The 13,497-nt window shown below is 40.4% G+C and carries 15 protein-coding genes; all 15 read right to left on the reverse strand.

The genetic code is table 11. From position 1 onward, the window contains the following. Positions 1-111: 111 nt before the first annotated feature. Positions 112-558 carry a CAAX protease gene (locus V471_RS01945; protein ID WP_084871055.1) on the reverse strand — a complete coding sequence of 149 codons (447 nt, stop codon included), beginning with the start codon at positions 556-558 and terminating at the stop codon, positions 112-114. A gap of 73 nt (positions 559-631) precedes the next feature. Continuing rightward, entirely contained in the window at positions 632-1,288 is a 657-nt protein-coding gene (locus tag V471_RS01950) for a CPBP family intramembrane glutamic endopeptidase (RefSeq protein ID WP_084871056.1), read from the reverse strand. 11 nt (positions 1,289-1,299) lie between these two features. Next, positions 1,300-1,497 (reverse strand): helix-turn-helix transcriptional regulator, encoded by a 198-nt coding sequence (locus tag V471_RS01955; protein ID WP_002885716.1) that lies wholly within the window; start codon positions 1,495-1,497, stop codon positions 1,300-1,302. A gap of 250 nt (positions 1,498-1,747) precedes the next feature. Then, positions 1,748-2,941 (reverse strand): acetate kinase, encoded by a 1,194-nt coding sequence (locus tag V471_RS01960; RefSeq protein ID WP_003095894.1) that lies wholly within the window; start codon positions 2,939-2,941, stop codon positions 1,748-1,750. Between the two features lie 56 nt (positions 2,942-2,997). Beyond that, positions 2,998-3,954, reverse strand: coding sequence for a class I SAM-dependent methyltransferase (locus tag V471_RS01965; protein WP_037601477.1), 957 nt, complete (start codon positions 3,952-3,954; stop codon positions 2,998-3,000). A gap of 44 nt (positions 3,955-3,998) precedes the next feature. Next, on the reverse strand, positions 3,999-4,316 hold the full coding sequence (gene comGG / locus V471_RS01970; RefSeq protein WP_037601475.1) for a competence type IV pilus minor pilin ComGG: 318 nt from the start codon (positions 4,314-4,316) through the stop codon (positions 3,999-4,001). Next, on the reverse strand, positions 4,294-4,731 hold the full coding sequence (gene comGF, locus V471_RS01975) for a competence type IV pilus minor pilin ComGF (protein WP_037601472.1): 438 nt from the start codon (positions 4,729-4,731) through the stop codon (positions 4,294-4,296). The genes comGG and comGF overlap by 23 nt, the downstream gene beginning before the upstream one ends. After that, positions 4,718-4,948: a competence type IV pilus minor pilin ComGE gene (gene comGE / locus V471_RS01980; RefSeq protein ID WP_084871057.1), complete on the reverse strand. Its 231-nt coding sequence runs from the start codon at positions 4,946-4,948 to the stop codon at positions 4,718-4,720. The genes comGF and comGE overlap by 14 nt, the downstream gene beginning before the upstream one ends. Positions 4,949-4,979: 31 nt before the next feature. Further along, complete coding sequence (gene comGD / locus V471_RS01985; RefSeq protein ID WP_014632541.1) at positions 4,980-5,408, reverse strand: competence type IV pilus minor pilin ComGD; 429 nt, start codon at positions 5,406-5,408, stop codon at positions 4,980-4,982. Next, positions 5,368-5,682 (reverse strand): competence type IV pilus major pilin ComGC, encoded by a 315-nt coding sequence (gene comGC, locus V471_RS01990; RefSeq protein WP_037611125.1) that lies wholly within the window; start codon positions 5,680-5,682, stop codon positions 5,368-5,370. Before comGC ends, comGD begins: the two co-directional genes overlap by 41 nt. An 8-nt stretch (positions 5,683-5,690) precedes the next feature. Continuing rightward, positions 5,691-6,791, reverse strand: a complete 1,101-nt coding sequence (gene comGB, locus V471_RS01995) for a competence type IV pilus assembly protein ComGB (RefSeq protein WP_138261574.1) — start codon at positions 6,789-6,791, stop codon at positions 5,691-5,693. Then, positions 6,673-7,614, reverse strand: coding sequence for a competence type IV pilus ATPase ComGA (comGA, locus tag V471_RS02000; protein ID WP_002887018.1), 942 nt, complete (start codon positions 7,612-7,614; stop codon positions 6,673-6,675). The genes comGB and comGA overlap by 119 nt, the downstream gene beginning before the upstream one ends. Before the next feature lie 33 nt (positions 7,615-7,647). Next, positions 7,648-9,126, reverse strand: coding sequence for an IS1182 family transposase (locus V471_RS02005; protein ID WP_084871058.1), 1,479 nt, complete (start codon positions 9,124-9,126; stop codon positions 7,648-7,650). A 129-nt stretch (positions 9,127-9,255) separates the two neighbouring features. Further along, complete coding sequence (locus V471_RS02010; RefSeq protein ID WP_049529260.1) at positions 9,256-9,618, reverse strand: DUF1033 family protein; 363 nt, start codon at positions 9,616-9,618, stop codon at positions 9,256-9,258. 162 nt (positions 9,619-9,780) lie between these two features. Further along, positions 9,781-13,419 (reverse strand): DNA-directed RNA polymerase subunit beta', encoded by a 3,639-nt coding sequence (gene rpoC, locus V471_RS02015; protein ID WP_002887020.1) that lies wholly within the window; start codon positions 13,417-13,419, stop codon positions 9,781-9,783. Positions 13,420-13,497: the final 78 nt, after the last annotated feature.

Here is a 13,497-nt window from a genome sequence, read left to right on the forward strand (position 1 = left end):
AGAAGCCACCTCTTTTCATCATTTATTTGTATCTTTGTTATAATACAATAAAACTTATTTGACAAGATAATAAGAGCACGAAAGGTGAATTTTTCATGATAATATGGGCTCTCACCCTATTTTAGATAGAATGATACGAATAAGGGCAAATCCCAATACTAAGCCATAGAGCAAGACAGATAAGACTGCAACATAGGGCAACTGAATATTGACAAAGGCATATAGGGCGATTAAAGCAAAGATAAGCAAAAACTCTAGAATCAGAGTTGCAACTGCTGACGCCATTAAAATCTGTTTATTTCGCTCATCGTAAGCTGCAATATACATCCGATGAAGGCGTTTAGGATGGGTAAGTGTCGCAAAATAATAGATTGACAAGGCATAAACCCCAAGGGTAAGTCCCAAAACTAAGCCTAGAGCATAATCACTAAGACTGTTAGAGCGAACAACAAACAATCCCAAAACACCCAAGCAAAAAAGAGAACATGCTACTCGTGTAATGTATTTCTTAAACTCATCCTCTGTTTTTCTCTTTCCTAATAACATTTTTATTAACATATCCTAATTCTCCCTTCATTATCCTTTAAAAGAGCAATATACATTTTTTCAATGATAACTTTAATCATTCACCTTAAACGAAAAGACTGAGTAGTACACTTATGCTATTGTTTAAGATATGAACACCCATACTGTACTCGATACGCTTAGTCTTATAATATGTTATCGCAAGACCAGCTGACATAACACCATAGATGACAATTGTCTGAAGCGTAAATGCTGAGTGACCAGCCATAAAGAGAAGACTGGAAATAACAAGACCCGTCTTAAAGTATTTTCCAAAGAGCACCTTGGCTAAGAGTCCCCTAAAAATGATTTCTTCCATAATCGGAATAATAAAACCGACGACTACTAGGTGAAGATAGAATGGTACGTGAATAAATATCTTATTTAAAGCATCTTGATTTTCCATAGTCGCATTGTGTGTTAACTGACCAATAAAATACCCTAGAAGATCACCTAGGAAAAAGATGACGAGATTAAGAGAAGCAATCGCAACGAGACGTCTCCAATTAATCTCTTTAAGCGATAAAAGTTTAAATCTATAAGCAATCACGATAAAAATAGTCAAACTCCCTAATGCCCAAATACCGTAACCTATTTGCTCCACAAGTGAAAACTTACCATCCTGAGTAAGTAGCGGGAAAGCACCTAATAGTGTTAAATCTAAGATTAGTAGAGTGAGCGCTAAAACAATAACACCAATTTTCTTCATGACTTGTTTAAACATATCTTTTCTCCTTAATCTTCCTCAAAAATAAAGACTTCTTCAATAGTCTTTCCAAAATATCTAGCAATTTTAAAAGCTAGTTCCAACGACGCATTATAGCGACCTTTTTCGAGTGAAATGATGGTCTGTCTCGTGACTCCCATTTCATCTGCTAACTCTGCCTGACTAATCTTATTAGCCTTGCGAAGTTCCTGAATTTTTGTTTCCATGTGGTACCTCAACCTTATCGTTTATTTTCAAATAGTTAAACTCCTTACTTTTCTTTGTTAAGTTAACTTTACATTTATAGTATAGTCTACTTTACATATTTTGTAAAGTCTTTTTTACATTTTTTGTAAAGTTTTCTTTACTTATTGAATTACACATATATAGACATCGACAAATGATGCTTTCAGAGCATTCAAAAAAGCTAGCCAATCACTCGGCCAACTTTTCTGGTCTTATCAAATTTTTGATAACTTATTTAGTTTTAAGGCGCTCAACATCACGCGCAATCACCAACTCTTCATCTGTTGGAATAACAAATACTTTAACAGCTGACTCTGCTGTTGTAATGTCGCCTACATGTCCAAAGACATTCTTTTCAGGATCCACTTCAATACCAAACCAAGTGAGACCATCCAAGACTGAAGCACGAACTTCTGCAGAGTTTTCACCAATACCTGCTGTAAAGACGATAGCATCCGCTCCGTTCAACACACCGAAGTATTGAGCAATGTATTTACGCAAACGATCCACATAAAGATTATAGGCTAACACACATTTTTCATCGCCAGCATTCTTACCAGCAATGATATCACGCATATCACTTGATTTTTCAGAAATACCAAGAAGACCTGATTCCTTATTAAAGACGTGACGGATACGCTCAGCATCTGCCATTTCAGGCTCACGGTCGATAACAAATGGAATAATCGCAGGGTCAAGATCCCCAGTACGTGTTCCCATCATAACGCCACCAAGTGGTGTCAACCCCATTGACGTGTCTACTGATTTACCACCATCAACGGCAGTAATTGAAACACCATTTCCCACATGGGCTGTGATAATCTTAGTTTCTTCAATTGGCTTACCTAACAACTTAGCTGCTTCTTGAGAAACATATTGGTGGCTAGTTCCGTGTGCTCCATACTTACGGACTTGGTAGTCTGTATAGTAACGATTAGGCACTGGATAACGGTAGGCCACTTCCGGCATAGACGTATGGAAGGCTGTATCAAAAACAGCAACACTCGTAATATCTGGGAGGAGCTCCTTAAAGGCCCGAATCCCTGAAGCTGCACCTGGATTGTGCAAAGGTGCTAAGGCTGACAATTCTTCAATCTTAGCCAAGGCATCTTCATCCACCAAGCTTGATTCTTTGAAATATTCTCCACCAGCAACCACACGGTGACCAACACCTGTAATTTCATCATAACTCTTGATAATATCAAAACGAATCAAATCATCAAGCAAGATTTTTACTGCCTGAACATGGTCAGCAATATCTAGGGTTTGCGATTCTGAACGGTCATCAAATTTTACTGTTGAAACAGAATCTTTCAAGCCGATACGTTCAATCAAACCCTTAGCAAGAACAACTTCATCTGGCATCTCATATAGTTGCCATTTCAAGCTTGAGCTTCCTGCATTAATTGCTATTGTTTTTGTCATAAGCCACCTCTTTGTAAAACGCTTTCAATAATATAGTCCTATTCTAACATGTTTTGCTAGAAAATGGAATTATCTGATTTCCATTTTTGGAAATTATCTGTGAAATCCTTGAGGATCTCTGGGTTTTGCAAATCGCTAAGTGGATAAACGAAGGTCTCTGGAGCATTTTCAGTTTGTTTTTTAAGCACGAAGATAGACTTCATGTTATGTTTATTGCCAAAAGCTGCTTCTGGAAGAGTGATAACGGCAATAATATCAGCATATCCTGATAGCCATTTCTTAAGCAAGTCACTTTGTGGGCTTGTCAAAAGATTAGTTGGTGCCAAAAGAATAGCAATACCATCTTTCTTCAGGTACTTGAGTGATTGCTCCATGAGAAGGTGATGGGCATAGGTGTGTTCACCAGTTGCTGCAACCTTGAAACGACTCGCAATCTCATCATTTGGGTAATATCCAACAGGTAGGTCACTGATAATAACATCACTCTCTTTGAGAATGTGTGGTCGAACAGCATCTTCTTGGATGTAAACTGCACTTGAATTCACCACATCAGCAATACTAGCTGACAAATCGATAAGGAGATCGTCAACTTCCATTCCCATATAATTAAGGGTTTTCTGACTATTATTTAGAAGGGTTTCAGCTAAGTTTCCTGTCCCTGAACCAATCTCTAAAATATCTAATTGGTCGTCCTTGGTCAAACCTTCGAGTAGGTAAAGAATGATAAATCCAATAGCATCTGGTGTAAATTGGTGATTGGCTTGTAAAGCTTCCAATTGCCCTAGTTTGATAAACAAGAACTGAAAAGCACGACGCCACTCCTCTTTACTTAGATCAAGAGCACGTAATTTCTCGTTGTTTTTGATGATGACTTCATTAGCTACCTCAGCCCCCAAATAATAGGAATTTTGCTCAATAAGTGCATCGTAAGCATGGGTTCCAAGATCATTTTCAATGGTTTGGACATTTTCTAACAACAGCTCAAAAGCTGTCTCAATTGCTTCAAAATTCATGATTTCCTCCGTCCTTCTATCATATCAAAAAGGGAAGAGAATTTCTATTTCTTCTCCTGCTTCTTCACATAACGATAGGTCTTGATTTGGCCTTTACTGGCAACTCTAACAATCACTTGTTTATCCTTAACCTCGTAGGTCGTAGTTCCCTGAGAAAAACTAAAAGCACCAGCTTCCTTGTCCGCCAAGTCCATGGTTATTTCTGCCATGAGACGACTTTGACTGGAAGTCATTTGCGCTTGGTTTTGTCTAGAGCTAGCAACCACCCGCTCCAGATAAACATGAAGAAGAAGTGTGAAAATGCCAGCCATAAAAAGAGCGTAGAGGAGAACGCCTCCCCTAACCTGTTTTTTCAAAAGCATAAACAAAACTCCTTTGTAGCCCGTTTTTTAGAGTCACTTGGATGGTGACTATCTGGTTATTTTGACTAATCGTACTAGATTTTACATTGAAAAGCATTGGTTGGTAGCCTCGACCGTCAGCATTTGTTTTTCGAAAATCAGTCGCACTTGAGAGTCCAAAAGCCAGGTCTTGATTATCTTGCTTGACATAGAGTTTGTTCCCCTCTACCTTTACCAACTGACAACCTTCTAATTCTGCCTCCATTTGTTGGACAAATAGAAGCCAGTCTTGGTTTTCTTGTTGCTTGACCTGCTTAACATTGCTCACCAATACTGTAGTCAGACCTTGATAAACTTGGACTGAACCAGCAATCACCAACAAGGCCACTAGACATTCCAAGAGGGTAAAGGCGCGAACCTTACTATTTAGAGACATGAATAATCTCCTTTCCCGATTCATAAACCGCGATACCTTGCTTGCTACGTTTTACTGTCACTGTGATACCATTTAAGGTCAACTGATCCTGTTTGGTCTGAACAGCCATGGTTGCCACACTCAAGACCTCTTGTTGATGGAGATTCTCAGCCATTAGTCTACGATTGGTATTGATCTGATTCAAGATAAGACCACTGACAAGTACTAAGACAGCCATTGCTACCAAGCTTTCGATAAGAATATAGCCTCTAAGAGACCGTCTTTTTATATTTACCGCTGCCCATGTTAAGCTGATAGGTCACCACCTCCTTATCACTTGAAAAACGAATCTTTGTGAGGCTAGAGTTGCCTCCTTTGGCATCAAACACTAGCGTCTGCCCCTTATCCAGATGTATATTTTTAGGAATCACCAGACTGGATTTTCCGTTACTGATTTTATCCTTGGACAACTGCAATTCAACATTGGACCCTTCCGCCGCTGCCAAGCGCTGACTATCTCGGTATAGGTACTCAAAGCGCAGATAAAAAAGATTAGTCTCAACCTGCTGAAAAATACCTGTGACTGAGCCTGATAAACTCAGAGTGAGAAAGGCAACCACTGCTAGAGTCACCAGACTCTCCAACAAGGTAAAGGCTCTAATTGGCCACTGAGCGGCTTTCGCCACCATGTTTCGCATAATAATCATTGTATGAATCTGCCTGTTTTTGCGTGATTTGACCTTCTGAAACAAGAGCAGCTAAGCTAGCTGTCTTATTATTCTTCATTTCATAAAGTTCTGCTTGAGAATCCACGACCTTGACCACAGCCGCATTTCCAGTCTCTTTAACAGAATCCTTCTGCTTGCTCAAGTTAGGTACAAAGAGCAAAAGGAGAATACTGATAATGAGAAGCACGACCAGCATTTCAATCAGTGTAAAAGCTCGTAGTTTAACGGCATTCAATTTTTTCAACATCATTTTCATGACATCATTCCTTCCATATTTTGATACATTGGTAATAGCATGGCTGCATAGATCATTACAATCACGACAGCAACAATAACAAAAATGAGGGGTTGCACAAAGGTTGTTGCCTTATTAAGACGGTTGAAGAAAGTCTGCCAAACCTCTTCAGCATAGACTTCTAACTCATAGCCCAACCTAGCATTAGCCTCTCCATAAGCAATAATTAAGGATAGTTCCTTAGTGAAGAAAGGGTGACTAGCAATACGGTCAGGAAAACTCTGTCCTAGCATCAAGGCTTCTTCTAAATCAGCCCCCAGCTCACGAAAGAGCTTTGATTTTTGCTCTTTCATTAGGGCAACTAAGTCTAGCAAGTCAATACCTTGCCCTAAGAGATTTCCCCATTCCCTAGCATAATAGGCGGTCATATATAGCCTGACAGTTTGGCCTATAAAAGGGATTTTTGCCATTCGTCGATAAAAGACAAGGGCTGACTGGCGTTTCACCCATAGATAGAGAATTAAGCTTAATACAAGCAGTCCGCACAAAATCACAAAAAAGAGCTGGGGAAAAATTTGAACCAACTGTACAGCCCAATTCTCCTTACCATCCCCCTCTAACAGTTGAGGCAGAAGATAATTTTTGAGCCCCAACATAATCAGAATCAGGAAACCCAGAAGTAGAATAGGGTAGGTCGCTACCTCCATGAGTTTCTTACGAACCTTGGTCATACGAAGCATGTAGGTTTCAATCTTAGTTAAACTCCCTAGAAGATTACCGTGCTTATCAGCAAGGGCAATCTGAGTAACAATATTGTCCGAAAAGCCCACTGACGCAAACATCTGGTCCAACCTGTCACCTCGCATTAAACTCGCTTTCATAAGAGACAAGGACGATTCTTTCAACAAGTGACTTCGCTCCAAAAAGGCTACGATTTCAGTCAAGGTAAACCCTGCCTTTAAAAGTTGTTTGAAAAGCTGGATAACCTTGAGTTGCTGATTAATCTTTAATTTTTTCCCCTTGGATATCCCCTTCAGTGAGATATCCTTGTTTAACCAAGCCTTCCAACTGCTGGTTCCAACTGGTTGACGAATGACTTTGGAAATTTTCACTGGCAAAATCAATCACACCTCCTCCCTTAATCAGACGCATGTAGGCAATCCCTTGAAGGGCATTATCCAACTCAGACTTATCTACACCAAGGTCCAGAAGACGCTCATAAACACCTGCCACACTCTTTGCGTGAATAGTTGAAAGAACAGTCACTCCCGTCAGACTAGCTCTAATAACCGCTCGAGCAGTCTCCTTATCTCGAATTTCTCCAATAATCAAAACATCCGGGCGGTGACGCAGTGATAGCTTAATCAAATTATCATAGGTCATGTCAATTGCTTGATTCACCTGAAGTTGCAAAACATTATCCTGTTTAATTTCCACAGGATCCTCAATCGAAATCACCTGCTGCCCCTTAAAACGCTCCTGAACCAACTCATGCATAAGCGTAGTCTTTCCAGAACCAACGGGACCTGCAAAGAGATATAATCCACGATAATCCAAAGCATCCATAATAGGCTGGATTCCTTGATTCCAGTACACTAATTCTCGACGTTCGGAATGTAGAACACGAATAACTAAACTTTCTAAGCCACGATAATCCCCAACGGTAGACAAACGCAGAGAAACTCTTTGACCATCACCACAATCATAGTCACAGGAACCTAGTTGACTCCTACGCTTCTCACCCACCATCATTCCCGCTACAAATTTAAAGTGACCAATAAGACTAGCCATGAAATCAGGCCGATATACATCAATTAATCTCCTCTCCTGGCCAACTCGCATATAGAGCTCGTAATTATCCTGACGTGGAATGACATAGATGTCTTGAGCCCCACAACTATCAGCATTTTTGATCATTTCCTTAGCAAATTCTGTTACCATAAGGACCTCCTCATAGACCTATTCGTAAAAAGTTTAAGAAAATGAAAAAAAGCTCGAAAATTTCGAGCTTCCAGAATGAAGACAAACATCGTTTTTGATGTTTGTCTTTTTTATATTCTTACCTAATTCTCCTATAATCCAATAATATTGAGATATTTGGGTAAAATTATAGGTCTTTCCTGTCATCATTTTTACCAATTTTTTGATATTTAGACACGCTAAAGTAAGCCCAACCTTATCCTCCATTTTGGACTTTCCTTTTTCTCTGGTATAACGTAAGTTATGATATTCTTTAGCTGTTCCGAATAACCGTTCTATCGTTTCTTTCCGGTGTTGATACCGTTCTTTCATACCACTTTGATGGCGAATATCTTCACAGACTTCTAGGGCATCTTTCCAAATATGACGCACAACAACTTTTTGGTTCTGGCGACTTTCTGTACAAATAGCTAACAAGGGACAGGTCTTACAAATTTTAGGATTACTTTTATACTCTCGATAACCTTCACGTGTAGTTGTACGATAAGTTAACACCTGGTTCTCAGGACAAAGATAACAATCAAAATGCTCGTCATAGACAAAGTCTTTTGGACGTAAAAAATCTTTCTTACCTCTTGGTCTAGTGTAAGGGAAAACTGGTGTAATCCCTTTTTCTAGAAGAAACTTGGCAATACTAGGTGTTTTATAGCCTGAATCCGCAATAATGAATTCAGGTGAGAATGGTTCTAGTTTGACAAAAAGAGCAGAGAAAGCCTGACTATCATGGATGTTTCCTGCTTCAACCGTATAAGCTAAAGCCCAGCCGTGTTTATCACAAGCTACTTGAGCATTGTAAGCGAAGACCTCCTTATGTTCTCCCTTATGAAACCAACCACTGTCTGGGTCCGTCGTTGATTGTTTCTTAGGTTTAGCCTCGCTTTTTTTGGCGGGCTTTAAGAGCTTTTTTGCGTGTTTTCTCCTATCTAAATTAATCTCAATCTCCAGTTGTTCACTCATGAATTTAGCTTTTTGATCAATAACAACATTTTTGTACTTATGATTATTAGCAGCTGCCTTGATATGGGTCCCATCAATGAAGATTTCTGAGAGATCAATGAGCCCCGCTTCCAAAACATGATGAAGCACATGACTAAAAATGTGTGCTAACACTTCCTTGTTTTCAAAGCGTCGGCTATAGTTCTTACCGTAAGTTGTAAAATGTGGTACCTTATCGTCCAGAGATAAGCCAAGAAACCAACGGTAGGCTGTATTCACCTCAATATCTTTAATGGTTTGGCGCATAGAACGAATGCCATAAAAACATTGAATCAACGGAATTTTAACTAATAAAACGGGGTCTAGACTAGGGCGACCATTATCCGAGGAATAACTATCTTCGACAAGATCATAAATAAAAGAGAAATCAATCGTTTCCTCGACTTTTCTTAGAAAATGGTCTTTAGGCACAAGTTCGTCAAGCGTATAGAATCCTACTTGACGTCGATTGTATTCGGGATTTTCTTTGTGAAACATAGGAACACCTCATCAAATACCTTTTTCTTTTATTATACTCCTTCAAAGCAAGAAAAGTCCCCAGAAGTATAACTTCTGAGGACTTTGTCTTCAATCTGAAAGCTCGAAAATTTCGAGCTTCTGCTTTATTTAACGTTTAATTTTACAGTGGGCATGATTTGGAAGGTCATTTCGCTTTTCATATCCCGGACGGTATTTTTCCTTAGGAATTTCCTGCCAATCATCCAAAAGAGCAATTGATTGATAGACCTGCAGGTATTCATCACACTCCTCACACCAGTGCTTATCCTCTTGATCCCAAAAAGCAGTCATGACACTACTACGGCTGATATAACTTGGCAAGGTTTCTTCCATCGCAAACCAAAGTTTTTTATAGTACTTGAGGGCATCGTAAAAATTTTCAAATTCCTTAGTACTGATGATATCCTCTTGCCAGCCTTCTAGGAACCACCACGGTTCCAAATCCCCTTTCATTTCAACTACTTGGTACATTTTTCTTTCTCACTTCATCTTTGGTGTTCTTATTATACAAAATTTTCTGGAAAAGATAAAAAAAATGGTCTTATATTTTATATTTATCAAAAATAGAAGAAATTCTAGTCATATAAATACGAAAAGAACCCACAATTCATTGTGAGTTCTTTTGCTTTCGTTTTAGTCTTCAGATGATTCCACAATTGCTTCATCAACAGCAATGTTTTCAATAACTTCAACTTCGTTAACTGAAAGTGGTTCAATGTTACGGTAACGAGCCATACCTGTACCAGCAGGGATAGTCTTACCAATGATAACATTTTCTTTAAGACCAAGGAGATGGTCTTTCTTACCACGGATAGCTGCATCTGTAAGGACACGTGTTGTTTCTTGGAAGGAAGCCGCTGACAAGAATGAATTTGTTTCAAGTGAGGCTTTCGTAATACCAAGAAGGACTGGACGAGATGTTGCAGGAACACCACCAGAGATAACAATATCCTTGTTAGCATCTGTGAAGTCAGAAATGTCCATAAGTGTACCCGGAAGGAGATCTGTATCACCTGGATCCATAACACGTACTTTACGAAGCATTTGACGAACCATTACTTCGACGTGTTTGTCACCGATTTCTACCCCTTGGCTACGGTAAACTTTTTGTACTTCTGCAAGAAGATAAGTTTCAACTGACAAGGTATCACGTACTTCAAGGAGACGTTTAGGTTGGATTGAACCTTCTGTCAAGGCCGCACCACGGTGTACTTCGTCACCCACTTCAACTTTCATACGAGCTGTAAATGGAACAACGTATTCACCCATTCCAGTCTTACCTTGAACGAAGACTTTCTTAGTACGTGTTGCAGCATCTTCTTCGATTTCAATAACAGTACCCTTAACTTCAGTGATAACCGCTTCCCCTTTAGGATTACGTGCTTCAAAGATTTCCTGGATACGTGGAAGACCCTGTGTGATATCGGTATTTGAGGCTACCCCACCGGTGTGGAAGGTACGCATAGTAAGCTGTGTACCAGGTTCCCCGATAGATTGAGCGGCGATAGTACCAACTGCTTCACCAACTTCAACCGCATCACCTGTTGCCAAGTTGATACCGTAACAGTGACGGCAGACACCGTGACGTGTGTTACATGTAAAGACTGAACGGATAGTTACTTCTTCAACACCAGCATTGACAATAGCAGCAGCCATGTCTTCAGTAATCAAAGTATCTGGACCTACGATTACTTCACCTGTTGTAGGATTCTTAACTGATTTCTTAGTGTAACGACCTTGAAGACGTTCTTCAAGTGTTTCCGTAACCTCTTTACCATCAGTAATCGCACGGATGAGAAGACCACGGTCTGTTCCACAGTCATCCTCACGAATAATAACATCTTGGGCAACGTCAACCAAACGACGAGTAAGGTAACCTGAGTCGGCTGTCTTAAGGGCCGTATCGGTCATACCTTTACGCGCACCGTGAGTAGAGAAGAACATTTCCAAAACGCTCAAACCTTCACGGAAGTTTGAAAGGATAGGCAATTCCATGATACGTCCGTTAGGAGCGGCCATCAAACCACGCATACCGGCAAGTTGAGAGAAGTTAGAGATGTTACCACGGGCTCCTGAGTCCATCATCATAACGATTGGGTTCTTAGGATCTTGTGTTTCAATCAGACGTTTTTCAAGGGCTTCTTTCGCTTCACGCCATGTTGTTGTAACAGCAACATAACGGTCATCATCTGTCATCAAACCACGACGGAAGGCCTTGTTAATTTCTTCAACACGGTGGTGAGCAGCATCGATAATTTCTTGTTTGTTATCGATAACTGGGATATCGGCGATACCCACTGTCAAACCAGCAAGTGTTGAGTGGTAGTAACCAAGGTCTTTCAAACGGTCAAGGAAGGCTGATGTTTCAGTCGTACGAAGACGTTTGAAGGTTTCAGCGATGATGTTACCAAGATTTTTCTTCTTGAATGGTGCATTAATTTCCAAACTATCAATAACTGTTTGGATATCTTGACCTGGTTCAAGGAAGTACTTATCTGGTGTACTATCTGTCAAGTTCTCATTTGTTGTTTCTTGAAGATATGGAATTTCTGCTGGGATGATTGAGTTAAAGAGAATCTTACCAACAGTTGTAACCAAAATCTTATGAAGTTGGTTTTCTTTCCAAGGTTTATCAGGCATGCTGTCTACTGCGATACCGACACGGCTATGCAAGTGAACATAACCATTACGATAAGCCATAACTGCCTCATCAATATCCTTGAAGACCATACCTTCACCCTCACGGCCTTCTTCTTCCATAGTCAAGTAGTAGTTACCAAGAACCATATCCTGAGATGGCGTTACGACCGGTTTACCGTCTTTAGGGTTAAGGATGTGTTCAGCCGCAAGAAGGAGCAAACGTGCTTCAGCTTGAGCTTCTTCAGACAATGGAACGTGGATGGCCATTTGGTCACCGTCAAAGTCGGCATTGTAGGCTTCACATACCAATGGGTGAAGACGAAGGGCCTTACCATCAATCAATACTGGTTCAAAGGCCTGGATACCCAAACGGTGGAGGGTAGGTGCGCGGTTAAGAAGTACTGGGTGTTCCTTGATAACATCTTCAAGAATATCCCAAATACGTTCATCACCACGTTCAACCATACGTTTAGCGGCTTTCACGTTACCTGCGTATTCACGCGCAACGATTTCACGCATCACAAATGGTTTGAAAAGTTCGATGGCCATCAAACGTGGCACACCACATTGGTACATTTTAAGTGTTGGACCAACGGCGATAACGGAACGTCCAGAGAAGTCAACACGTTTACCAAGCAAGTTTTGACGGAAACGACCTTGTTTACCTTTAAGCATGTGGCTCAAAGATTTAAGTGGACGACTACCTGGTCCAGTGATTGGACGACCACGACGTCCATTATCGATAAGGGCATCTACCGCTTCTTGCAACATACGTTTTTCGTTTTGCACGATGATACCTGGAGCATTCAATTCAAGCAAACGAGCCAAACGGTTGTTACGGTTGATAACACGACGATAAAGATCGTTCAAGTCTGATGCCGCAAAACGTCCACCATCCAATTGAACCATTGGACGAAGGTCTGGTGGCAATACTGGCAAGATGTTAAGAACCATCCATTCTGGTTTGTTACCAGACTTATAGAAGGCATCAAGAACGTCCAAACGACGAACAGCTTTAACACGTTTTTGACCAGTTGCTGTCTTCAACTCTTCTTTGAGTTCAGCAATTTCAGCTTCCAAATCCACTTGTTTCAAGAGGTCTTGGATAGCTTCTGCACCCATTTTAGCGACAAATGAACCATGTCCATACTCTTGCAATTTTTCACGATATTCACGTTCTGTCAAGAGAGATTTTGGTTCAAGTGGTGTTTCCTTTGGATCGATAACCACGTAAGCTGCGAAGTAGATAACTTCTTCAAGCGCACGAGGACTCATGTCCAAAGTCAATCCCATACGAGAAGGGATTCCCTTGAAGTACCAGATGTGTGATACTGGTGCTTTCAACTCGATGTGACCCATACGTTCACGACGAACCTTAGCACGTGTTACTTCAACACCACAGCGGTCACAAACGATACCTTTATAACGGATACGTTTGTATTTCCCACACGCACATTCCCAGTCTTTAGTAGGACCAAAGATTACTTCGTCGAAGAGACCTTCGCGTTCTGGTTTGAGCGTACGGTAGTTGATTGTTTCAGGTTTCTTAACTTCACCATAAGACCATGAACGGACCTTAGTTGGTGAAGCTAGTGTGATTTGCATACTTTTAAATCGATTTACGTCAACCACTAGTATTACCTTTCTTTTGTTCTATTGACAATAGCAGCGCTATTCTCACCTTTATCAGCTACCTTAGCAGAGAGAGTG

The sequence above is a fragment of the Streptococcus salivarius genome (assembly GCF_002094975.1).
GTDB classification, from domain to species: domain Bacteria; phylum Bacillota; class Bacilli; order Lactobacillales; family Streptococcaceae; genus Streptococcus; species Streptococcus salivarius_D.

Bases quoted from the DNA above. Each gene is read 5' to 3' on its own strand.
- V471_RS01945 (WP_084871055.1), bottom strand. From the start codon at position 558: ATGTTAATAAAAATGTTATTAGGAAAGAGAAAAACAGAGGATGAGTTT.
- V471_RS01950 (WP_084871056.1), bottom strand. From the start codon at position 1,288: ATGTTTAAACAAGTCATGAAGAAAATTGGTGTTATTGTTTTAGCGCTC.
- V471_RS01955 (WP_002885716.1), bottom strand. From the start codon at position 1,497: ATGGAAACAAAAATTCAGGAACTTCGCAAGGCTAATAAGATTAGTCAG.
- V471_RS01960 (WP_003095894.1), bottom strand. From the start codon at position 2,941: ATGACAAAAACAATAGCAATTAATGCAGGAAGCTCAAGCTTGAAATGG.
- V471_RS01965 (WP_037601477.1), bottom strand. From the start codon at position 3,954: ATGAATTTTGAAGCAATTGAGACAGCTTTTGAGCTGTTGTTAGAAAAT.
- comGG (WP_037601475.1), bottom strand. From the start codon at position 4,316: ATGCTTTTGAAAAAACAGGTTAGGGGAGGCGTTCTCCTCTACGCTCTT.
- comGF (WP_037601472.1), bottom strand. From the start codon at position 4,731: ATGTCTCTAAATAGTAAGGTTCGCGCCTTTACCCTCTTGGAATGTCTA.
- comGE (WP_084871057.1), bottom strand. From the start codon at position 4,948: ATGGCTGTCTTAGTACTTGTCAGTGGTCTTATCTTGAATCAGATCAAT.
- comGD (WP_014632541.1), bottom strand. From the start codon at position 5,408: ATGCGAAACATGGTGGCGAAAGCCGCTCAGTGGCCAATTAGAGCCTTT.
- comGA (WP_002887018.1), bottom strand. From the start codon at position 7,614: ATGGTAACAGAATTTGCTAAGGAAATGATCAAAAATGCTGATAGTTGT.
- V471_RS02005 (WP_084871058.1), bottom strand. From the start codon at position 9,126: ATGTTTCACAAAGAAAATCCCGAATACAATCGACGTCAAGTAGGATTC.
- V471_RS02010 (WP_049529260.1), bottom strand. From the start codon at position 9,618: ATGTACCAAGTAGTTGAAATGAAAGGGGATTTGGAACCGTGGTGGTTC.